General features: G+C 61.1%; 16 protein-coding genes. 13 read left to right on the plus strand and 3 right to left on the minus strand.

The window, feature by feature from the left end; all coding sequences use genetic code 11:
• Positions 1 to 2: 2 nt before the first annotated feature.
• From ABNP31_RS15670 to sfnR, 8 genes are all read left to right on the plus strand, one after another.
• Positions 3 to 4,676: an RHS repeat-associated core domain-containing protein gene (locus ABNP31_RS15670; protein ID WP_350012497.1), complete on the plus strand. Its 4,674-nt coding sequence runs from the start codon at positions 3 to 5 to the stop codon at positions 4,674 to 4,676.
• A gap of 544 nt (positions 4,677 to 5,220) precedes the next feature.
• Positions 5,221 to 5,652 (plus strand): hypothetical protein, encoded by a 432-nt coding sequence (locus tag ABNP31_RS15675; protein WP_350012498.1) that lies wholly within the window; start codon positions 5,221 to 5,223, stop codon positions 5,650 to 5,652.
• A 37-nt stretch (positions 5,653 to 5,689) separates the two neighbouring features.
• The gene (locus tag ABNP31_RS15680) at positions 5,690 to 6,205 is read left to right on the plus strand and encodes an Imm15 family immunity protein (protein WP_350012499.1); all 516 of its coding nucleotides are present in this window, start codon (positions 5,690 to 5,692) and stop codon (positions 6,203 to 6,205) included.
• Positions 6,206 to 7,803: 1,598 nt separating this feature from the next.
• Positions 7,804 to 8,085 (plus strand): DUF6756 family protein, encoded by a 282-nt coding sequence (locus ABNP31_RS15685; RefSeq protein WP_350012500.1) that lies wholly within the window; start codon positions 7,804 to 7,806, stop codon positions 8,083 to 8,085.
• 789 nt (positions 8,086 to 8,874) lie between these two features.
• Positions 8,875 to 10,770: a penicillin-binding protein 2 gene (gene mrdA, locus ABNP31_RS15690; RefSeq protein ID WP_025338725.1), complete on the plus strand. Its 1,896-nt coding sequence runs from the start codon at positions 8,875 to 8,877 to the stop codon at positions 10,768 to 10,770.
• A 376-nt stretch (positions 10,771 to 11,146) separates the two neighbouring features.
• Entirely contained in the window at positions 11,147 to 11,707 is a 561-nt protein-coding gene (gene msuE, locus ABNP31_RS15695; protein WP_025338724.1) for an FMN reductase, read from the plus strand.
• Between the two features lie 9 nt (positions 11,708 to 11,716).
• Positions 11,717 to 12,904 (plus strand): acyl-CoA dehydrogenase family protein, encoded by a 1,188-nt coding sequence (locus tag ABNP31_RS15700; protein WP_085615236.1) that lies wholly within the window; start codon positions 11,717 to 11,719, stop codon positions 12,902 to 12,904.
• 9 nt (positions 12,905 to 12,913) lie between these two features.
• The gene (sfnR, locus tag ABNP31_RS15705) at positions 12,914 to 14,014 is read left to right on the plus strand and encodes a sigma54-dependent transcriptional activator SfnR (protein ID WP_025338722.1); all 1,101 of its coding nucleotides are present in this window, start codon (positions 12,914 to 12,916) and stop codon (positions 14,012 to 14,014) included.
• Between the two features lie 131 nt (positions 14,015 to 14,145).
• On the opposite strand, the gene ABNP31_RS26240 is transcribed toward sfnR, so the two are convergent.
• Both ABNP31_RS26240 and ABNP31_RS15715 read right to left on the minus strand, forming a co-directional pair.
• Entirely contained in the window at positions 14,146 to 14,667 is a 522-nt protein-coding gene (locus ABNP31_RS26240) for a hypothetical protein (protein WP_433916049.1), read from the minus strand.
• Between the two features lie 254 nt (positions 14,668 to 14,921).
• Positions 14,922 to 15,548: a glutathione S-transferase family protein gene (locus tag ABNP31_RS15715; protein ID WP_085665138.1), complete on the minus strand. Its 627-nt coding sequence runs from the start codon at positions 15,546 to 15,548 to the stop codon at positions 14,922 to 14,924.
• A gap of 386 nt (positions 15,549 to 15,934) precedes the next feature.
• Here ABNP31_RS15715 and ABNP31_RS15720 point away from each other — a divergent pair, with 386 nt between their 5' ends.
• Positions 15,935 to 16,252, plus strand: a complete 318-nt coding sequence (locus ABNP31_RS15720; protein ID WP_003260922.1) for a DUF2388 domain-containing protein — start codon at positions 15,935 to 15,937, stop codon at positions 16,250 to 16,252.
• Between the two features lie 128 nt (positions 16,253 to 16,380).
• Here ABNP31_RS15720 and glcC read toward each other — a convergent pair whose 3' ends face one another.
• On the minus strand, positions 16,381 to 17,145 hold the full coding sequence (glcC, locus tag ABNP31_RS15725; protein ID WP_085665139.1) for a transcriptional regulator GlcC: 765 nt from the start codon (positions 17,143 to 17,145) through the stop codon (positions 16,381 to 16,383).
• Positions 17,146 to 17,340: 195 nt separating this feature from the next.
• Here glcC and glcD point away from each other — a divergent pair, with 195 nt between their 5' ends.
• Genes glcD through ABNP31_RS15745 form a run of 4 tightly spaced genes read left to right on the plus strand, consistent with a single transcriptional unit; the run spans position 17,341 to position 21,528 of the window.
• Entirely contained in the window at positions 17,341 to 18,840 is a 1,500-nt protein-coding gene (glcD, locus tag ABNP31_RS15730; RefSeq protein WP_350012501.1) for a glycolate oxidase subunit GlcD, read from the plus strand.
• Positions 18,840 to 19,892 carry a glycolate oxidase subunit GlcE gene (gene glcE / locus ABNP31_RS15735; protein WP_350012502.1) on the plus strand — a complete coding sequence of 351 codons (1,053 nt, stop codon included), beginning with the start codon at positions 18,840 to 18,842 and terminating at the stop codon, positions 19,890 to 19,892. The genes glcD and glcE overlap by 1 nt, the downstream gene beginning before the upstream one ends.
• Positions 19,893 to 19,901: 9 nt before the next feature.
• Complete coding sequence (gene glcF, locus ABNP31_RS15740) at positions 19,902 to 21,137, plus strand: glycolate oxidase subunit GlcF (protein ID WP_075044902.1); 1,236 nt, start codon at positions 19,902 to 19,904, stop codon at positions 21,135 to 21,137.
• Positions 21,130 to 21,528, plus strand: coding sequence for a heme-binding protein (locus ABNP31_RS15745; RefSeq protein WP_085665143.1), 399 nt, complete (start codon positions 21,130 to 21,132; stop codon positions 21,526 to 21,528). The genes glcF and ABNP31_RS15745 overlap by 8 nt, the downstream gene beginning before the upstream one ends.
• The last annotated feature ends 52 nt before the right edge of the window (positions 21,529 to 21,580 follow it).

The raw sequence follows: 21,580 nt of genomic DNA on the forward strand, positions 1-21,580 counted from the left end.
CGATGACCCCACAAGAAAAGAAAGAAATCGAAGAACGCGAAATCGCACTGGTCCCGTTGAACAACCTGGTCGCCCAGGATATCGGCCAGGGTGAAGCCACGGTAAACGCCTGGCTGCTGGAACTCAGCGGCAACACCATCGACCTGGCCACCGTCAAGGCCTGGGCCGGTGCAGTGCCGGTGGTGGGCAACATCGTCGCCTTGTTCGACGCCTTGGGCGACATCATCCATCTGGCCAAGACCGGCTCGAATGACCCGCTGGACTGGGTCAGCCTGGGCATCAACCTGATCGGCGTAGTACCCGTCCCGCCGACCATGGCCGCCGCACGGATGACGTTGCGCCCGGTACTGTTCCTGGCCCGACAGCAACTGAAGAAAAACAAGGGTGACTTCGCCCAAGCCGTCATGAACATCATGGTCGGCCACCTCAGTGCCACGCTGATGGGCGAAATCGAAACCTTCGTCGAGCGCGCCGAAACCGAACTGCCTGGCATCTTGAACAATGCCGCCAACACCGGCTTCCAGACACTCAACAGCCTGGCGGATGCCATCGAGCGCATCGCCAAGGGCGAGATCGACACCACCCAGCAGCGCAAGGCGATCATCAACAGCGCCCAGGCAATCTACGCCCCCATCGAAGAGCCGTCCCTCTGGGACCTGCTGACCCGGGCCGAAGCGGTCATCAGCGCCACCGCTGGTGCGGTTCAGTACGGCGCGACCGAGGGGTACAAAGCTGCAGCGAGCAACACTGGCTGGGTCCTGAAGCTCGTCCAGCCACACACCAATGTGCTCAGGGGCCTGGCCCAGCTGATCCGGCAGATGCTGACCGCCCTGGCCGACCCCGCCACGCAAAACAGCATTGCCTGGCTCCTCGCCCAGCTCAACGCAGGCCTGCGCAAGCGCAAACCCGCGCGCCGGGTGTCGGCCAATACCCCGGCGCACGGCTCGGGTGTGGCAAAGGACAAGGGCACCGAAAGCCGCGTGGAAGCCACCCGCAACGAGGCCCGACCTAAAAACGACCCACGCTGCGACCTGAACGGCACCTGCCCCGGCACCAGCAAGAGCATCAGCTATGCACGCGGTACCGAAACCCTGGTGCATGTCGACTTCAACCTGCCAGGCGTGTTTCCTGTCGCCTGGGCACGCACCTACCGTTCCAGTCTGGACGCCTACGATGACAGCGAGTTCGGTGCCCGCTGGATCACGCCATTCTCGATGCGCTTCGATGTGGTTGACGAGGGTGTGCTGTACCACGCCGACGATGGCCGCACCCACAGCTACGCCCTGCCCAAGGTTGGCAAGCCCCATTACGACCCGGTAGAGAAGACGGTACTCATCCGGGTCGACGACAACCACCTGAGCCTGGCCCACGGCCACCAGCGCCAGGAACACTACCAGCGCGTCGGCGATCACTTCCGCCTGGTCGGCATCATCCAGCGCGGCGGCGCGCGCATCGCGTTGCATTACGAGCACCAGCACGCCGGCAAGGCAGTGCTCTCCGACCTGGTCACCTACCAGGATGAAGACCAGCACCAGCATGTGCATACCCAGCTCGATGAGCATGGGCGCATCAAGGCACTCTGGCTGATGCAGGACGGCCGGCAAACGCGACAGCTGGCCAGCTACGACCATGATGACCAGGGCGACCTTCGCGCGGCACGCGATGAACATGGGGCGCAGTGGACCTACCAGTACCAGCACCACCTGGTCACGCGCTACACCGACCGCACCGGGCGGGGCACCAGCCTTGAATGGCAGGGCGAAGGCCCGGACGCGAAAGCCGTGCGCGAATGGGCGGATGACGGCAGTTTCGACACGCGCCTGAAATGGAACAAGCATATCCGCCTCACCACCGTCACAGATGCGCTTGGCCAGGAAACCCGCCACTACTACGACTACCTCGGCTACACCTACCGCATCATCTACCCGGACGGCAACGAAGAGTGGCTGTTCCGCGACGATGGCAAGAACGTCATCCAGCATGTGCATACCGACGGCAGTATCGACCGCTATGTCTACGACGAGCGCAGCAACTTGCTGCAGCACACCCGCCCCGATGGCTCCGCGGTGCACCACGCCTACGACGACCTCGACCAGCGCTTCAAGACCCGCGACGCCGAGGGCGGCCTGTGGAAGTACGACTACGACCAGCGCGGCAACATCATCGAAACGCTCGACCCGCTGGAGAACAAGACCCAGTACACCTACAACAGCGATAACCTGCCCATCGCCATCATCGACGCCAACGGTGGCGAGAAGAAGCTCGGTTACACCCGCGACGGCCAGCTGGCCAGCTACACCGACTGCTCGGGCAAGACCACGCTGTGGAAGTACGACGGGCTCGGGCAACTGAGCAAAGCGATCAACGCAGCGGGGGAAACCACCGAATATCACTACCAGGCCGGTCAGCTGGCCCGCCTGGTATACCCCGACAAGACCCAGGACCGCTTCGAACACGATGCCGAAGGCCGCCTGCTCAGCTATACCGACGCGTTGAACCGTCGTACCACCTGGGCCTACAACGAGGCCGGCCTGATTCACCAACGCCACAACCCCGACGACAGCACCCTCACCTACCACTGGAACAAGCTCGGCCAGTTACTGCGGTTGCGCAACGAGAACAACAGCGAGGCCAGCTTCAAGTACGACCCGGCCGGGCGATTGATCATGGAGACCGGCTTCGACAAGCAGGTCACCGATTACCTCTACGATCAAAGCAGCAACCAGCCCACCCGCCGCATCGATGGCGACCGCATCACCCGCTTCGAATACGACGCCATGGGCCGCCTGGTGAAAAGCCATGCCGGCCAGCGGGGTGGCAAGGAGTGGGAAAGCGAAACCTTCGCCTACGACGGCAACGGCAACCTGCTACTTGCCGAGAACAAGGCCTGCAAGCTGCAGTGGTTCTACGACCTGGCGGGCAACAACACCCGCGAGCACCAGCACTTCAAGTACATGAAGGAAGCGAAGGTCGCTGTCTTCAAGCATGAGTACGACGCCCTCAACCTGCGTATCGCGACCACCCGCCCTGATGGCCACCGGGTCAGCTGGCTCACCTATGGCAGCGGCCACCTGCTCAGCCTCAAGCTCGACGAGCACGAACTGCTCAGCTACCAGCGCGACGACCTGCATCGGGAAATTGGCCGCGAGCAAGGCAACGGCCTGGTTCAACGCCAGACCTGGACCCCGAATGGCCAGTTGCAGCAGCAGACCCTCGCCCGACGCGGCGCCACCCGGCGCATCGCGGTGCGCGACTATCAATACGACCTCAGCGGCCAGCTCAGCCGCGTGGATGACCTGACCCGTGGTGACACCTATTACCGCTACGACCCGGTCGGCCGCCTGCTGGAAGCGGGCGATTTCTACAAGAAAGAGCTCTTCGCCTTCGACCCGGCGAGCAACCTGCTCGACCCGCAAGCCCCGCCCGGCCCCAACCCACACTCACCCCGCCGGATCAACGACAACGTACTGCGCAGCTACTGCGGCACGCAGTACCGCTATGACGAACGCGGCAACCTGGCGGAGCGCACCACGGGCAGCAAGAAAGGCCACTTTGACTGGGACCTCTACAACCGCCTGCGGCGGTACGAGGATGACCGACTGATTGTCACCTTTGCCTACGACGCGCTCGGGCGGCGGTTGTACAAGCACTCACGCTCCAAGTACCGCGACCGACCACAGGCCGGCCCGGTGTGGAACCAGAATGCCCGGCGGCAGCGGGATGAAGAGTTGGGTTGTGGGTACACCTGGTATGTGTGGGAAGGCGACACGCTGGCATTCGAGTGCCGGGACCGGGAAGGCAAAGGCCACACCACTCACTATGTGTTCGAGCCCGGGACCTTCGTGCCGGTGGCGCAGGCGGTGTCCAACCATGTCGTCGAGTTGTTGCGGCAGCCGGTGTATGTGTTCCCGTATGACATCGACAAGGATCCGGTGTGGCTGCATAAGCCGATGCCGAAAGCGTTTGATGCGATGGCTTGGTACCAGTGCGACCAGCTAGGGACGCCGATGGAGTTGACCGGCGAGGATGGGGGGATTGCCTGGAGCGGGAGGTACAAGGCCTGGGGTTTGGCGGAGGAGCAGCGGAGTGACGGGGCGAAGTGGGCGGAGATTCGTAATCCGCTACGCTTTCAGGGGCAGTATTGGGATGTTGAGACGGGGCTGCATTATAACCGTTACAGGTACTATGATCCGCAAGTCGGGCGATTTGTCGGGATGGATCCGATCGGCGCGGCTGGAGGAATAAATTTCTATAGCTATGTAACTAATCCCACAGGTTGGATTGACCCTTATGGTTTAACCAAAAAATCATTGCCAACCAAAACACCCGTCCATCGCATCGGGGGAAATTCAATAGATAATCTTCGACTGAAAGAAGCCGAGAAAAATTTATTGCCACCAGGAATATCTGTACTTCATAGTTGTTGCCCATGCGCAGCATCAAAACAAATGCGAGAAGCGTTCCCGAAAGCCAGCGGCCTTCAGCGTGCAGCGGGTAGGGTTGCCTCCGGAACTACAGATGCTATTAGAGAGGCTGGATTTGACGTGATAGGCGATCCGACTCAAAAATTCCCTAACCATGCTCGTATAATTCATCCTGACGGAGTGAATGGTTTCAGCGATGGAAACCTAGAAAAACTAGCCAGCGCATTAGGAGAAACTACGAAATGCCCATAACAAAGCCGAGTGCTATTAAAATCGTGGACTCTCAGAACGTGTGTATTGGTAGCGTTGAGAATCCAGCTATAGCCGAAAAAGTCATCTCAGGGACATTTCTCCCGACTCAGCACTATAAAAAATATGGGAAAATTTTTTTCGACCTAGAACAGGCTGCAAATAAACAGTTGTTTACACACGCAGATCAATTAGAGCGGCAAATACAGGGGCTCGCATTTTACGCAGTAACCTTGAGCAACAGAAAAATTAGCATTGAAAACTTGCAAATAATGGAGGGTCAAATAGTGTTCACCCTTACCTTTAGCGAGGACACCGAAGTTATTTAGCACGATGAAGTCTTCTTCGTTCGATCACCTAAGACTACTGGCTTGGATGACAATGAGGATGCAGAGATTGCCTGCAGTTAGAATTAAAAGCCCTGGGGATTAGCGCGGGAGAAACTCCGCGACCAAGCGAAGTGCGCGGAGATTTAGAGCTCGGAGCATTTTCGACACCAACAATAGCAATAGAAGCATTACTATTTCCCAGTCAGAAGTGAGCAATCATGATTGCATTCGAATTTACACGCACAGATGAGTCTCTTTTTGCAAGCGAATTCGACCAGGGCGACATCTCCCTTATCGCAGAAAATCTCTGCATAAGCTCAAAACTGAACCCCAAACACTCAAACATGATATACCTCTCAATTATATCATTGATTGACGGGCTAACCAGAAACAATAAATACTTTGAATTTATCGCAGCTGACTCTTCGTTTCGCATCAAATTCAAAAAGCAAAGGGAGACAACTTCAATCAACCATGAGGGAATATTAAAAATCAAGGCAAACCACTTTGAACTTCTCAAGGCACTTGAGGACGGCGTAGAGCGTTTCCTTTCGAGCCCTAGAAATAGCATACCGATTTCCAGCACAGTTTATTCAGACCTATCAACAAGCAGAGCACTACTTAGCCAAAAAACAAACAATTACAAATAACTTTAGATCTGCAGCGATCACGAATGGAGCATCAAAAGTGAACATACGAAAAACGTTTGATATTTTAGTAGAGAATGAGCCTTACATTGATCTCAATGTGTTTCTGGATACTTACGAAACATTCGAAGAACTCCCACTGATCTCAAGATACAGAAAACTAGCAAAACTCGGGACTGACCTAAAAGAAATCGAAGCCTCAAACATTCTTCTAAGCACAGCATTTTTTGTACTCAACTCTGCATTACTACATATGCAAAGCAAAGGCTACGACCTCAGGGAGCGCTTCCTGGCTATCTCCTACACGAACTTTGATTTTTCAAGCAAAACCGAACCTCCAATACCTAATTTTTTTGTTAACTCAAACTCCACAATGGATGACTTTTCAAATAAATTGAAGTCAAAACAGAAATCAGACGCATCATTGGAAACAAAATTGGTTCAAGAGCAGTTCGAGTCGTGTGGACTTAGCCCGTTATTCACATTTTATGAAAGCCGTTTTTTTGATCCGACCTGCAATGAGGACATTGTCAGAGTTTATGCGATTTTAAATTAGCACCTATGGCTAAACATCGTGCTACAGATCCTCATTACAGCGCTCATTTTGCCGACGGCACTCCATTCATGGATGCAAATCCGATATTTTCAGCAAAGAACTTAAGAACGGGGAAATTTTGAGAGTTGTCATCGCTGAAGATGCTGCAAATACGCTATAAACCACAACTCAATTGACGATTTCGAAGAGCTTTGTTTGGTCATGGAAAACTCAGATATCAGCCTTGCGCAGCAGGACATTTCTTCAAGGATCGCCGGACAAACGGAATGACGACGTAAAAAATATTAAATACCTAACCAACGCCATCTACACCAATATAGTTTTGCTCTTTAAAAAATCATCTGAAACGCTTTTCAGCAAGTGTCTAAACAACCATTTTCAACCGCATCGACAACGCCTTCAAACTGCGTAACGCGAACCCCCGCCTTGATGGCCACCGGATCAGCAGATTTTTACCTTCGTAAAAATTGCAAGGGTCACGCCGAAATAACTGTTCTGCAGGCTTCGTCCGCACCAATTCTCCAAAAGCCAGATGGACGATAACAAGATGATAGATAAATTTTTGTTGTTCTTAAGTCTAGATTGCTTTGCGACCTGTTTTTTCCCTTTAGGCAACCAATCAGCCTTACACATAATCTGCAAATGCGCACAGAATGAGGCACCCAAGATATTTAGAAGCAAAGCTGGCTATTATGAGAGGGATATGAGTAATGCCAGAATAGCCAACTCCAAATCCAGCTTACTTACTTCGCTTAGGAACCAGGGTTTGCCGAACCCGGGAATAGACTACATTTCATATCCTTGGGACTTATTTGACCACAATACAACAGAGCAAAAAATAATTAGCTTAACCTTCGGCAGTCACATTGATCGATTACTCACACTTGACGTCCTACAACCCAGCATAAGCCTTTGCGAAGCTGTACAAAAACTCTATTCCAAGAACATATTTTCTTCCCACCAGAACATTGGCTCGCTGATAGAGGACTCATTTAGCAACAACACAAGCGCCTGGCTTGCAAAATTGCAAGATCCGAAACTATTCGATGGAGTAGAAGACTCAATCCAAGAGTTCTCATATGAAGTACTAGAAGGCTATACAGCCTTCCCATTTTTCTGCTTGGTTGCGAAGCTATGCAGCAGGGATGAAGCAACTCAAATAATAGCAAGCTTGTCCGATAGTTTTTTGCGCCATGAAGCCTCGACTACAAACCTAGTCGAGATAGTAATCCCCGGATTAAACACCCAGTCTATTCTAACGTAAATTAATCGAGAACTGACTCACCCGGCAAGACGGCCCGGCATGGACATACAACACTACGACGAGTGCCGGACTCTGGAAGGCAAAGCCACACCACCCACTATTTTTCGAGTCCGGGACCTTTGTCTGCCATCTACTCAGATCTGCAGCGTCTGAATCGCCCCGATGAAAAAGTGAGGTCACAATGCACTTGAATTTTTTAACATTCGCTGAAGAAATTTCTCAAGCGCTCGACAAGCAACAGCTTTCACGCGTAGAGCCCACGCATAAAAAAGAAATCTTATCAAAGATTCAATCCACCTTTATAAAAGGCAACCCACGCGTTTGGTAGACATCATTGCGATCAAAGCCCAATATACAAAATTTCGATGACAACACCGGATATCTTCACCTATGCGAATTAGCCCCAAAACCACTGGAAGATGTATGGCTGATAGCGGACGAAGACAACGAAGAAAAGCTCCTCTTTAGCCTGCCATTTAAAAATATAATTTCAATACTTGATGATTGTAGACACTTCGAACACTACATAGTTGATAAGCAATTAAGCTGGATGATAGCTGAAAACGATCATGGTAATCTGATTTTCTGCAGCGCACCTGAAACAAAGAGTGATTAGACGAGCTGAATTACGCCCGAAATCGGCTCTATGATCCGCTGGTAGGTTGGTTTATCAGGAGGGATCCGGTTGGATACGCGGACGTTCAAAGCTTATCTACCTACGTTTACAGCCCATACTGTGGCTAGACCCATTCGGGTTAGCAAAAACAGAGAACGTATCCAAGCACAGGGCGCAAGGTTAAAGGAGTCGGCCTCATGAAACCACATCGCGGTATATGGCACGGGCTGTGCCCGTGTTCGCGGGATCGCCCGCTCTCGTAGAACAACACATGACTCATTGGTTCAGCGAGGTTCTGTAGGAGCAGCCTTGTGCTGCGAAGAGGCCGGTACAGACAATAGACAGGCTTTGTCAGTACCGGCCTCTTCGCAGCACAAGGCTGCTCCTACAAAGAGCGATATTTGTTCTCTGCGCGACAGCGCAGCCCAAAAGGGCTGGGCAATCTCCCTCATTGCGCCCGACAGTTTCTCCCGCAGAGGCACGCACAAGCTTTCTAGCGCTTGACCAATACCTCCGTTCAATCACGCCTGGCTTTCAGCCACCCCCACCAACGCACTGCCGCCATGAACAAATCTTCATTTTGCTGGCGAGCGCCCTGATTGCGGGCGTGGCAGCCCTCTTCGCTTCTGCAGCCGCAGGCCTTCACCTTGAGGGGGCTCACTACCTTGCGTAGCATCACCGCCCCCCGGGGCCGCTGCGCGGCCCATTCGCGGGCACACCCGCTCCCACAGGCGCGTGCCCACAGCGCTCACACCTCACCCAGCCACACCATCAGCAGACAGAACCCCGATGCCGCAACCCATACCCCTCAAGGACCACGAAAAGGAAAAGCACCTGGTCAACCGCCGGCTTCTGGCCTGCGCCGCCCTGGTCTTCAGCCTGGTCGCCGTCCTGGTGGGCCGGCTCTATGTGCTGCAGGTGCTGCAACACGACCAGCAGACCGCCGTATCGGAAAACAACCGCGTGCACGTGCTGCCCATCGCCCCCGAGCGCGGGCTGATCTACGACCGCAACGGCGTGGTGCTGGCCGACAACAAGCCCAGTTTCGACCTGACCATGACCCGCGAGCGGGCCGGCGGTGACACGGCCAAGGTCCTCGATACCCTGGCCCAGGTGCTGAGCCTGACCGACGACGACCGCAAGCAGTTCGACAAGGACCTGCGCCGTGGCCGCAAGCCGTTCGAGCCGGTGACCCTGATGGTCGGCCTGAGCGAAGAGCAGATCGCCCTAGTGGCGGTGAACCAGTTCCGCCTGCCAGGCCTGGAGGTGGAACCACAGTTCATCCGCGAGTACCCGCTGGCCGAGCATTTCGCCCACTCGGTGGGCTATGTGGGGCGCATCAACGAGAAAGAGGCCAAGACCCTCGACAGCACCGAATACCGGGGCACCCAGTCGATCGGCAAGACCGGCATCGAGCACTTCTACGAAAGCCAGCTGCACGGTCATGTGGGCTACGAGGAGGTCGAGACCAACGCCCAGGGCCGGGTGATGCGTGTGCTCAACCACAAGGCCCCGACCCCGGGCCAGGACATCGTCCTGACCCTGGACGCCCACCTGCAACTGGCCGCGGAAAAGGCCCTGGGCGACCGCCGCGGCTCGGTGGTGGTGCTCGACCCGGCCAATGGCGACGTGCTGGCGATGGTCAGCAACCCCAGCTTCGACCCCAACCTGTTCGTCAAGGGCATCAGCTTCAAACAGTACGCCGCCCTGCGCGATTCCATCGACCGCCCGCTGTTCAACCGCGTGCTGCGCGGCCTGTATGCCCCCGGTTCGACGGTGAAGCCGGAGGTGGCCATTGCCGGCCTCGACAGCGGCGTGATCACCCCGGGCAGCCGGGTGTTCGACCCCGGCTACTACGAGCTGCCCAACTACGACCACAAATACCGCAACTGGAACCGCAGCGGCGATGGCTGGGTGGATATGTACACCGCCATCATGCGTTCCAACGACACCTACTTCTACGACCTGGCGCACAAGCTGGGCATCGACCGCCTGCACGACTACATGGCCGAGTTCGGCCTGGGCCAGAAGGTGTCGCTGGACATGTTCGAGGAGGCGTCCGGGCTGATGCCGTCGGCCGAGTGGAAGCGCGCCACCCGGCGCCAGGCCTGGTTCCCGGGCGAGACGCTGATCCTGGGCATCGGCCAGGGCTACATGCAGGTCACCCCGCTGCAGCTGGCCCAGGCCACCAGCCTGCTGGCGAGCAAGGGCGTGTGGCACCGCCCGCACCTGGCCATGACCGTGGGCGGCGATGCGCCGGTAGACCCCAACCCGATGCCCAATATCGTGCTGCACGACAGGCACGCCTGGGATCAGGTCAGCCAGGGCATGCAGATGGTCATGCACGACCCGCGCGGCATCGCCCGCGCTGCCGCGGCCGGTGCGCAATACCGGATTGCCGGCAAGAGCGGCACCGCGCAGGTGGTGGCGATCAAGCAGGGCGAACGCTACAACCGCGACAAGACCCTGGAGCGGCACCGCGACAATGCCCTGTTCGTCGGCTTTGCCCCGGCTGATCACCCGAGTGTGGTGGTGGCGGTGATGATCGAGAACGGTGAAGCCGGCGGGCGGGTGGCAGGACCGGTGGTGCGGGAGGTGATGGATGCCTATCTGCTGGATGAGCAGGGGCATCTGAAGCCGGAGTATGCGGGTGGGGTAGTGCCTCGCAGCGTGCCGCACACTTAGGTCTTTGGGGCGCTTCGCGCCCCATCGCGACACAAGGCCGCTCCTACAAGAGACCGCGTCCGCCTGTAGGAGCGGCCTTGTGTCGCGATGGGCTGCGAAGCCGCCCCAGTACATAAAAAACATAAAGGAATAATAATATAAAATCTTATTCCTTTTTTATCATTCCGTAATCCTCTATAAATCCCCCAACTGCACAGCCGCCAACACTTGGCCAACTGTCTGCAGCGCAACACACGATCAACAGGCAACGCCCACACGGCAACAGCGCCGCAACCTTCAGAAAAGCGCTAACCAGTTGAAATAAAAGCACATTCAAACTCGGCACGACGATTGCTCAAGCAAAGTCCCCCGCTCAACCAGAACCGGAGACCTGCCCATGAGCACCCCACTGAACGTCGTAGCCCTGTCCGGCGGCACTGCCCGCCCTTCGCGCACCCTGGCCCTGACCGAGGCAATCCTCGCCGAACTGGCCCAGCACCTGCACATCAAGCCGCACCTGATCGAACTGGGCGAGATCGCCCGCCCGTTGGGCAGCGCCCTGTGGCGCAGCGAACTGCCCGAGGCCGTGGAACAGCAACTGCGCCTGGTGGAAAAAGCCGACCTGCTGGTGGTGACCACGCCGGTGTACCGCGGCAGCTTCACCGGCCACTTCAAGCACCTGTTCGACCTGATCGGCCAGGACGCCCTGGTCGACACCCCGGTGCTGCTCGCCGCCACCGGCGGCAGCGAGCGCCACGCGCTGGTGCTCGACCACCAGCTGCGCCCACTGTTCAGCTTCCTGCAAGCCCTGACCCTGCCCATCGGCGTGTTCGCCAGCCAGGCGGAAATGGCCGACTACCGGGTGTCCAGCGCAGCCCTGGCCGCCCGTATCCGCCTGGCCGCCGAGCGCGCCGTGCCGCTGTTCGGCGCCCATCATGCGCTGCGCAAGAGCGCCTGAGGAGCGGCCATGAATGCACCTGTGAATACCCCCCGGCGCCCTGCCTTGGCCATCGCCCGCGAACTGGCCGGGCAGTTTGCCCAGACCGCCGTCGAGCGCGATGAACGCGGCGGCACGCCAAAAGCCGAGCGCGACGCCCTGCGTGACAGCGGCCTGCTGTCGCTGGTGATCCCGCAGGCCTTCGGCGGCCAGGGCGCCAACTGGCACGACACCTTCGCGGTGGTGCGCGAGTTCGCCCGGGTCGACAGCTCCATCGCCCACGTGTTCGGCTTCCATCACCTGATGCTGGCCACCGTGCGCCTGTTCTCGCGCCCGGACCAATGGCAACCGTGGTTCGAGCAGACCGCCCGCAAGCAGTGGTTCTGGGGCAATGCCTTGAACCCGCTGGACACCCGCACCGTGGTCAAGCACTTCGATGGCTGGTGCGAGTTTTCCGGCAAGAAAAGCTTCTGCTCCGGCGCCAGCGATTCGGAAATGCTCATCGCCTCGGCGGTGGACGAACGTGCCGGCGGCAAGCTGCTGATCGCCGCCATCCCCAGTGGCCGTACCGGCATCAGCCTGCACAGTGACTGGAACAACATCGGCCAGCGCCAGACCGACAGCGGCAGCGCCACCTTCGAGCGGGTACGGGTGGAGCACAACGAACTGCTGCTCGACCCAGGCCCCTTGAGCACGCCGTTCGCCGCCCTGCGCCCGCTGATTGCCCAGTTGCACTTCGCCAACCTGTTCCTCGGCATCGCCGAGGGGGCGTTCGAGGAGGCCCGCCAGTACACGCTCAAGGAAAGCCGGCCGTGGTTCCGCTCCAGCGCCGCCAGCAGCGCCGAAGACCCATACGTGCTGCGCCATTACGGCGAGTTCTGGGTCGGCCTGGAGAGCGTGCGCCTGCTGATCGAACGGGCCGCACGCCAGCTCGATGCCGCCTGGGCCAGGGAGCACGCCCTCACGGCGCAAGAGCGCGGCGACCTGGCCCTGGCCATCGGCACCGCCAAGGTTGCCGCCAGCCGCCATGGCCTGGACATCTGCAACCGCCTGTTCGAGGTCACCGGCGCCCGCGCCACCCATGCTTCGCTGCGCTTCGACCGGCACTGGCGCAACCTGCGCACGCAAACCCTGCACGACCCGGTGGACTACCGCATCCACGAACTCGGCGAGTGGGCCCTCAACGACAAGCGCCCTGCCCCATCCTTCTATTCCTGAGGATTGCCCATGCAACTGCTGACCCTCCCCCCGTCCCCGACACTGGCCACCTCGATCCGGGCCACCGCACAGGTTTTCGAAGACCCCAGGTCGCAGGCGCTGCTCGCCCACCTGCAACAGGTCGCCCCCAGCGAGGCCAGCGTGCTGATCATCGGCGAAACCGGCACGGGCAAGGAGCTGGTCGCACGCCACATCCACAACCTCAGCGGCCGGCGCAACGGCCCGTTCGTCGCGGTCAACTGCGGTGCCTTTTCCGAATCGCTGGTCGAGGCGGAGCTGTTCGGCCATGAAAAAGGCGCCTTCACCGGTGCCCTGGCGGCCAAGGCCGGCTGGTTCGAGGAAGCCAACGGCGGCACGCTGTTCCTCGACGAAATCGGCGACCTGCCGCTGCCGATCCAGGTCAAGCTGCTGCGCGTGCTGCAGGAGCGCGAAGTGGTGCGGCTGGGGTCGCGCAAGAGCATCCCGATCAATGTGCGGGTACTGGCGGCGACCAACGTGCAGCTGGAAAAGGCCATCAACGCCGGGCATTTTCGCGAAGACCTGTACTACCGGCTGAACGTGGTGACCTTGCAGTTGCACCCGTTGCGCGACCGCCCGGGTGACATCCTGCCGCTGGCCCGGCACTTCATCCGCAGCTACAGCGACCGGCTGGGCTACGGGCCGGTGGAGCTGAGCGCCAAGGCCCAGGCCAAGCTGGTGGAATACAGTTGGCCGGGCAACATCCGCGAGCTGGAGAACGTGATTCACCACAGCTTGCTGACCTGCGGCGACGGTACGGTGCAGGCGCAGGACCTGCGCTTGTCCAACCTGCGTATCGAACGGCAGGAGGAAGAGCCTGCGGGCAATGGTGTGGAGGATCTGCTGCAGCGGGCGTTCAGCCGCTTGTTCGAAGAGCAGTCGGGTGACCTGTACGAGAAGGTGGAAAATGCCCTGCTGCGGTCGGCATATCGGTTCTGCCATTACAACCAGGTGCATACCGCGCAGTTGCTGGGGCTGTCGCGCAACATCACCCGTACCCGGCTGATTGCGATTGGCGAGTTGGTGGTGAACAAGCGGCGGGGGCAGGAGCAGCAGGTGCTGGATAACCGGGTGGTGCGGTTGTCGATCTGAACGCTTGTAAACCTGCGCCGGCCCTTTCGCGGGTAAACCCGCTCCCACAGGGGCCGCGCCAGCTTGAGATCGGCACAGTACCTGTGGGAGCGGGTTTACCCGCGAAAGGGCCGGCACAGACACCCAAATTGCTAGTTCCGGTCGCCTCCGCGATCATCCCCAACATCATGGTCAGCCCCATCATCAGCGCCATGCCCTACACCGTGGGGCTCGCCCACGTCGTGATTCGCTTCGTGATTCGCCTCATGGTTGGCTTCATGATTTGCTTCGTGGTTGGCCTCGTGGTCGGCGCCATCATCAGCACCATTGCGCCCGCGGCCATCATGGCCTGGGCCGCCATGCCCACCACCATCGCCACTATGCCCGCTGCCACTGCCGCCGTGGCCACCACCCGAGCCACCGCCGCCGCTACCACCACCTCCACCGCCATGACCACCGCCGCCACCATGACCACCGCCGCCACCATGGCCACCGCCGCCACCACTACCACCACCTCCGCCGCCATGGCCACCACCACCGCCGCTGCCTCCGCCACCACCACCATCTTTCGCATATGCGCTGGAGGTACCGCCAATGGAGTCAGGCACCAACACGGCCGAAGCCGACAACACTGCACCGATAGCCAAAGCCAACAAACATTTCCTGAGCATCATGAGCCTCCGCTTGGAGTAGCACCGGGCTGCACTACGCACCCGGTGATTTCCGGCCCCCCATGGGGCGACCTGCTAACCAGCGCGGCCATCCATCTAGCGGTTGAACGAGATCCATCTGGGCCTGCCGGCCATATATTTCAGAATGTTTCTTGATTTTTTGAGCGTAGCTACACCGCTTCGCTTGTCACCGACCGGTCATCAGAATGGCTGGCTCGCCAAAGGCCGCTGCACCATGGCCTGGCGAGCCGGGTTGCTCAGGAGGCCGCGCGGGGCATCAGATCATACGGGTGCTTCCAGCCTGGCAACGCCTGGATTCGCGCCTTCCATGCCTCGATGTGGGTGAACTGCGCCAACGCAATGCCAGTGTCCTCCGGCATGAACACATACCCGGCCAGCGACAGGTCAGCGATCGTCAGCCGGCCACCGACCATGAATGGCGTCTTCGCCAAGTGCGCGTCGACAATACGGTAGGCCGCCAAGGCACGTTCACGCAGGAACCGGGTCACGTCCGTTTCACCGGTTTTCTTCAGGCAGAAAAGAAAGCGCAGCGCCGCGTAGTAACTGGTGAACTTGTGGTTGTCGAACAGCATCCAGCGCCAGATCTCGCGCTTTTCGTCTTCGTCGCGGGGGCCGAACTGCCCGGTTTTCTCCGCAAGGTAGTCAAGGATCAGCGCAGACTGGGTGAAGGATTTGCCGGCGTGCTCCAGCACCGGCACCTCGCCCTGCTCGTTCACTTCGTCGCGCCAGGCTTGTTCACGAGTCTGGCCATTGAAGAAATCGACGAACACCGGCTGCCAGTCCTGGCCTGTGAGCTCAAGCATCAGGGCGGCCTTGTAGGCGTTACCGGATTCGGCGAAACAATGCAGCTTGTAGTCGGGCATGGGTGAGAACCTTCAGTATCCATTGAATGATTGGGCCATCGGGCCGAGCAGATCACGCCTGGCCCGACAGGGTCAATGCGCGCAGCCAGAACATCTTATTCCCCGTCCCTCCCGTCATAGTCCCCACCCGAGCACCACTCATTACCCGGGTGAAGACTACTTACCAACTCGCCTGACAGGGCCCTATCGCCGGCAAGCCAGCTCCCACAGGTACTGCACAGCCCTCAAGGGCAGCGCGGTCGTGTGGGAGCTGGCTTGCCGGCGATGGGCTGCGCAGCAGCCCCGGCAATCTCCAGCGTTGAACAAGGGAACTACCACCCCGCCTGCGCTTTCTTAAACACTGAGTGGTTCAATTACTTGGGCTTCATGCTACTGGAGATCACACCATGCGCCACCTACTCCTCGCCCCTGCGCTGCTGCTCCTGCTGCCTGCCGGTGCTGCCCTGGCTGACGTCGACGCAGGCGACGTCGCAACCTCGGCCGGTGTTTCCGCCTCGCTTTACTCGACCTTCAAGGACGACAAACGGATCATCCCGGCACGCGACGAGCTTTCGGCCTACGTCGCCAGCGGTGGTGCAATCCGTGGCGCCTATGTGGAGTCGGCGCTGGAACAAGCCCGCAAGGACAACCCAGGCCTGCAGGCCAATGATGAAGAACTGGCCCGGGCCCTCCTCTCGCAGGATGACCGCATAGCCGATCATTGATTGAGGTAATCCTGCACCGGCCTCTGCGCGGGTAAACCCGCTCCCACAGGAACCGCACCCACTTCAAACCCAGTGCGGTCCCCTGTGGGAGCGGGTTTACCCGCGAAAGGGTCGGCACAGGCAAAACCTCAACCCCAGCCATCCATGCGCATGGTAGCCCTTACCAGCCGCTGCTCTTCCTGCTCGATCTCCCGCAAACTGTCGCGGATCCCGTTGATATGTTCGCGCGCCGCACGCTGCGCCTGCTCGGGCAGCTGCTCCATCACCGCGTGATACAACCGCGCATGCTGGCGGTCGATCTGGCGCTTCTGCGCTGGCCGGCAATACAGGTTGTTGACCGAGGCGAATACCGTGCTCAAGGTCAGGTCACTGAGCGATTGCAAGGTATGCACCAGCACCGGGTTGTGCGACGCCTCGCTGATCGCCCGGTGAAAGGCATGGTCGCGGCGGGCATGTTCACGGGCATCGATCGCTTCGGGGGCGTCGTGCGCAGCCAGCATTTCTTCATAGCGCCGGCGGATCAGCAAACGGTCGACCTCGGTGGCCCGCAACGCCGCCAGGCGCGCCGATTCGGCCTCCAGCAACGCCCGCACTTCCAGCAGGTCGAACAGCGTGCGCGGCTGCGAACCGAACAGGTGCATCAACGGCGTGGCGCCCGCATGGCCCGTCAGGTCGGCAACGAACGAGCCCCGCCCCTGCTCGGTGTCGATGATGCCGCGCCCGCGCAGGATGCGCAGGCCTTCACGCAGCGCCGAGCGCGAGCAGCCCAGCTTGTCCACCAGGCGCCGCTCCGACGGCAGGGCCTGGCCCACCTTGAGCACGCCTTCGACGATCAGCCGCTCGACCCGTTCGGCCACCTGGTCGGCGACCTTGGCCTTGCCTTCAGTACCCACTGCGTACCCTCCTGCTGGTAGGACCACTTCGACCACCTGCCTCAATCTAGCCGGGCAAAGCCGTCAATAACCAGTACCCGTCGCAAAAACTGGTAGGACCAGTTAACCCCGTGCTCGACCGCGGCGGCTGCCACGCGCAGGCTGCAAGGGTGAGCGCTTTGCCAACAACAACAAAAACCGTTGCCGAGTGAGCCGATGAATATCCTGTATGACGAACGCGTCGATGGCGCGCTGCCTGACGTGGACCGGGGGGCGCTGCTGCAAGCGCTGCGCGCTGCCCTGCCGGACCTCGAGATCCTGCACCGCGAGGAAGACCTCAAGCCCTATGAATGCGACGGCCTCTCAGCCTACCGCACGGTGCCGCTGCTGGTGGTGCTGCCCGAGCGCCTGGAGCAGGTGCAGGCCCTGCTCAGGCTCTGCCACCAACGTGGTGTGCCGGTGGTGGCACGCGGCGCCGGTACCGGCCTGTCGGGCGGCGCCCTGCCGCTGGCAAAAGGCATCCTGCTGGTGATGGCGCGTTTCAACCGCATTCTCGAGGTCAACCCGCAAGGCCGCTTCGCCCGTGTGCAGCCCGGCGTGCGCAACCTGGCCATCTCCCAGGCTGCCGCGCCCCACGGCTTGTACTATGCGCCGGACCCATCCTCGCAGATAGCCTGCTCCATCGGCGGCAATGTTGCGGAGAACGCCGGTGGCGTGCACTGCCTGAAGTACGGCCTGACCGTGCACAACCTGCTCAAGGTGGAAATCCTCACGGTCGAGGGCGAACGCCTGACCCTCGGCAGCGATGCCCTGGACAGCCCCGGTTTCGACCTGCTGGCACTGTTCACCGGCTCCGAAGGCATGCTCGGCATCGTCACCGAAGTCACCGTCAAGCTGCTGCCCAAGCCCCAGGTGGCGCGGGTGCTGCTGGCCAGCTTCGACAGCGTCGAGGACGCCGGCCGGGCTGTGGCCGAGATCATCGCTGCCGGGATCATCCCCGGCGGCCTGGAGATGATGGACAACCTGGCGATCCGCGCCGCCGAGGACTTCATCCATGCCGGTTACCCGGTGGACGCGGCGGCCATCCTGCTGTGCGAGCTGGATGGCGTCGAGGCCGATGTGCATGACGACTGCGAACGGGTCGCCGCCGTGCTGGCCCAGGCCGGCGCGCGTGAAGTGCGGCTGGCCTGCGACGAGGCCGAGCGCGTGCGCTTCTGGGCCGGGCGCAAGAATGCCTTCCCGGCGGTGGGGCGCATCTCCCCGGACTACTACTGCATGGACGGCACCATTCCGCGCCGCGAACTGCCACGGGTGCTCAAGGGCATCAGCGAACTGTCCGGTGAATACGGCCTGCGCGTGGCCAACGTGTTCCACGCCGGCGACGGCAACATGCACCCGCTGATCCTGTTCGATGCCAACCTGCCAGGCGAGCTGGAACGTGCCGAAGCCATCGGCGGCAAGATCCTCGAACTGTGCGTGGCCGTGGGCGGCAGCATCACCGGCGAGCACGGTGTGGGGCGCGAGAAAATCAACCAGATGTGCGCACAGTTCAACAGCGACGAAATCACCCTGTTCCATGCGGTCAAGGCCGCCTTCGACCCACAGGGCCTGCTCAACCCCGGCAAGAACATCCCCACCCTGCACCGCTGCGCCGAATTCGGCGCCATGCACGTGCACCATGGGCAATTGCCCTTCCCTGAACTGGAGCGTTTCTGATGAGCATGGACCGCGACATCAGCCAGGCCCTGCTGGAGCAGGTCAACCAGGCGCTGAACCAGGCCACGCCGCTGCGTATCCAGGGCGGCAACAGCAAGGCCATGCTCGGCTGCCCGGTGACCGGCGAGGTGCTGGACACCCGCAGCCACCGCGGCATCGTCAGCTACGACCCGACCGAACTGGTGCTGACTGCCCGCGCCGGCACGCCGCTGCGCGAGATCGAGGCGGCACTGCACGAAGCTGGCCAGATGCTGCCCTGTGAACCACCGCACCTGGGCCCCGACGCCACCCTGGGTGGCATGGTCGCGGCCGGGCTGTCCGGCCCAAGGCGGCCGTGGGCCGGGTCGGTGCGCGACTATGTGCTGGGCACGCGGGTGATCACCGGCCACGGCAAGCTGTTGCGCTTTGGTGGCGAAGTGATGAAAAACGTTGCCGGCTACGACGTGTCGCGGCTGATGGCGGGCAGCTTCGGCTGCCTCGGGCTGCTGACCGAGGTGTCGCTGAAAGTGCTGCCACGCCCGCGCCAGTGCCTCAGCCTGCGCCTGCCGATGGGCCGCCAGCAGGCGCTGGCGGAGCTGGCTGAATGGGGCCAGCAGCCGCTGCCGATCAGCGCGGCCTGCCATGACGGCGACGCGCTGTACCTGCGCCTGGAAGGCGGCGAAGGCTCGGTGCAGTCGGCACGCCAGCGCCTGGGCGGCGAGGCACTGGACAGCAGCTTCTGGAGCGACCTGCGCGAGCAGCGCCTGGCGTTCTTTGCCGGCCCCGCGCCGCTGTGGCGCCTGTCCGTGCCCAACGCCACCGGCGAGCTGGAGCTGCCCGGCCAGCAGCTGATCGACTGGGGGGGCGCGCAGCGCTGGCTCAAGTCCACGGCACCGGCGCAGCACATCCGCGAGCAGGTCGCCAAGGTCGGCGGCCACGCCACCTGCCATGCCCCTGGCGCTGCCAGCAGCCCACCGCTGCCCGCCGCGCTGATGCGCTACCACCGTGCGCTCAAGCAGCAACTCGACCCCCAGGGGGTGTTCAACCCTGGCCGCCTGTACCCGGACCTGTGAGGCCAGACCATGCAAACCAACCTGAGCGAAACCGCCCGGCAACTGGCCCGCGCCGACGAAGCCGAAAGCATCCTGCGCTCCTGCGTGCACTGTGGTTTCTGCACCGCCACGTGCCCCACCTACCAGCTGCTGGGCGATGAACTGGACGGCCCACGCGGGCGCATCTACCTGATCAAGCAGATGCTCGAAGGCGCGCCGATCACCGCCAGCACCCAGTTGCACCTGGATCGCTGCCTGACCTGCCGCAACTGTGAAACCACCTGCCCTTCCGGGGTGAAGTACCACGACCTGCTGGACATCGGCCGCGCCGTGGTCGAACAGCAGGTGCCACGCCCGCTCGGCCAGCGCCTGCTGCGCCAGGGCCTGCGTGCAGTGGTGCCACGGCCGGCGCTGTTCAAGGCCCTGACCCGCAGCGGCCAGGCCCTGCGCCCGCTGCTGCCGGCCACGCTCAAGCGCAAGCTGCCGGCGCGGGTCACCGCCCCCGGCCAACGCCCCGCACCGCGCCATGCGCGGCGGGTGCTGATGCTGGAAGGCTGCGTGCAACCGGCCCTGTCGCCCAACACCAATGCCGCCGCCGCACGCCTGCTGGACCGCCTGGGCATCAGCGTGGTGCCGATCCAGCAGGCCGGCTGCTGTGGCGCGGTGGACTATCACCTCAATGCCCAGGAACAAGGCCTGCAACGGGCGCGGCGCAATATCGATGCCTGGTGGCCAGCCATCGAAGCCGGCGCCGAGGCCATCGTGCAAACCGCCAGCGGCTGCGGCGCGTTCGTGCGTGACTACGGCCACCTGCTGGAAAAGGACCCACGCTACGCCGCCAAGGCCGCACGGGTCAGCGCCCTGTCCCGCGACCTGGTGGAGGTGCTGCGCGACGAGCCGGTCGAGCAACTGGGCCTGTGCGCCGAACAGCGCCTGGCCTTCCATTGCCCATGCACCCTGCAGCACGCGCTGAAGCTGGGGGGTGCGGTGGAGGCGTTGCTGACACGCCTGGGCTTTACCTTGACCCCGGTACCGGACGGCCACCTGTGCTGCGGCTCGGCCGGCACCTATTCGCTGACCCAGCCCGAGCTGTCGCTACAACTGCGCGACAACCGCCTCAACGCCCTGGAAAGCGGCAAACCGCAAGTCATCGCCACCGCCAACATCGGCTGCCAGGCCCACCTCGACGGGGCCGGGCGCACACCGGTGCGGCACTGGATCGAAATCGTCGAAGCAGCCTTGAACCCGGAGAACCACCATGCATAGCAAGTCCGTGATCGGCCAGGCCGAAGTCGCCCGCGTGCTGACCGCCGCCCGCCAGCAAGCCCAGGCGCAACAATGGAACGTGACCATCGCCGTGGTCGACGATGGCGGCCACCCGCTGGCCCTGGAGCGCCTGGACGGCTGCGCGCCGGCCAGCGCCTACATCGCAATGGAAAAGGCCCGCACTGCCGCGCTGGGGCGCAAGGAGACGCGGGATTACGAGGAGATGGTCAATGGTGGCCGTACCGCTTTCGTCACCGCGCCGCTGCTGACCAGCCTGGAAGGTGGCGTGCCGCTGCGGGTGGATGGGCAGGTGGTGGGGGCGATCGGCGTGTCCGGGGTCAAGGCCGAGCAGGATGCCGAGGTGGCCAAGGCCGGGGCGGCTGCCCTCTGAATCCTGTGCCGGCCTCTTCGCGGGTAAACCCGCTCCCACAGGTGCTGCACAG

This window comes from Pseudomonas asiatica, assembly GCF_040214835.1.
Taxonomy (GTDB): Bacteria; Pseudomonadota; Gammaproteobacteria; order Pseudomonadales; family Pseudomonadaceae; genus Aquipseudomonas; species Aquipseudomonas putida_Z.

Excerpts from the sequence above, each read along its gene's own strand:
- ABNP31_RS15700 (WP_085615236.1), top strand. The coding sequence starts at position 11,717 with ATGAATGCACCTGTGAATACCCCCCGGCGCCCTGCCTTGGCCATCGCC.
- ABNP31_RS26240 (WP_433916049.1), bottom strand. The coding sequence starts at position 14,667 with ATGATGCTCAGGAAATGTTTGTTGGCTTTGGCTATCGGTGCAGTGTTG.
- ABNP31_RS15675 (WP_350012498.1), top strand. The coding sequence starts at position 5,221 with ATGATTGCATTCGAATTTACACGCACAGATGAGTCTCTTTTTGCAAGC.
- mrdA (WP_025338725.1), top strand. The coding sequence starts at position 8,875 with ATGCCGCAACCCATACCCCTCAAGGACCACGAAAAGGAAAAGCACCTG.
- glcF (WP_075044902.1), top strand. The coding sequence starts at position 19,902 with ATGCAAACCAACCTGAGCGAAACCGCCCGGCAACTGGCCCGCGCCGAC.
- sfnR (WP_025338722.1), top strand. The coding sequence starts at position 12,914 with ATGCAACTGCTGACCCTCCCCCCGTCCCCGACACTGGCCACCTCGATC.
- ABNP31_RS15720 (WP_003260922.1), top strand. The coding sequence starts at position 15,935 with ATGCGCCACCTACTCCTCGCCCCTGCGCTGCTGCTCCTGCTGCCTGCC.
- glcD (WP_350012501.1), top strand. The coding sequence starts at position 17,341 with ATGAATATCCTGTATGACGAACGCGTCGATGGCGCGCTGCCTGACGTG.
- ABNP31_RS15715 (WP_085665138.1), bottom strand. The coding sequence starts at position 15,548 with ATGCCCGACTACAAGCTGCATTGTTTCGCCGAATCCGGTAACGCCTAC.
- ABNP31_RS15745 (WP_085665143.1), top strand. The coding sequence starts at position 21,130 with ATGCATAGCAAGTCCGTGATCGGCCAGGCCGAAGTCGCCCGCGTGCTG.
- ABNP31_RS15670 (WP_350012497.1), top strand. The coding sequence starts at position 3 with ATGACCCCACAAGAAAAGAAAGAAATCGAAGAACGCGAAATCGCACTG.
- glcE (WP_350012502.1), top strand. The coding sequence starts at position 18,840 with ATGAGCATGGACCGCGACATCAGCCAGGCCCTGCTGGAGCAGGTCAAC.
- msuE (WP_025338724.1), top strand. The coding sequence starts at position 11,147 with ATGAGCACCCCACTGAACGTCGTAGCCCTGTCCGGCGGCACTGCCCGC.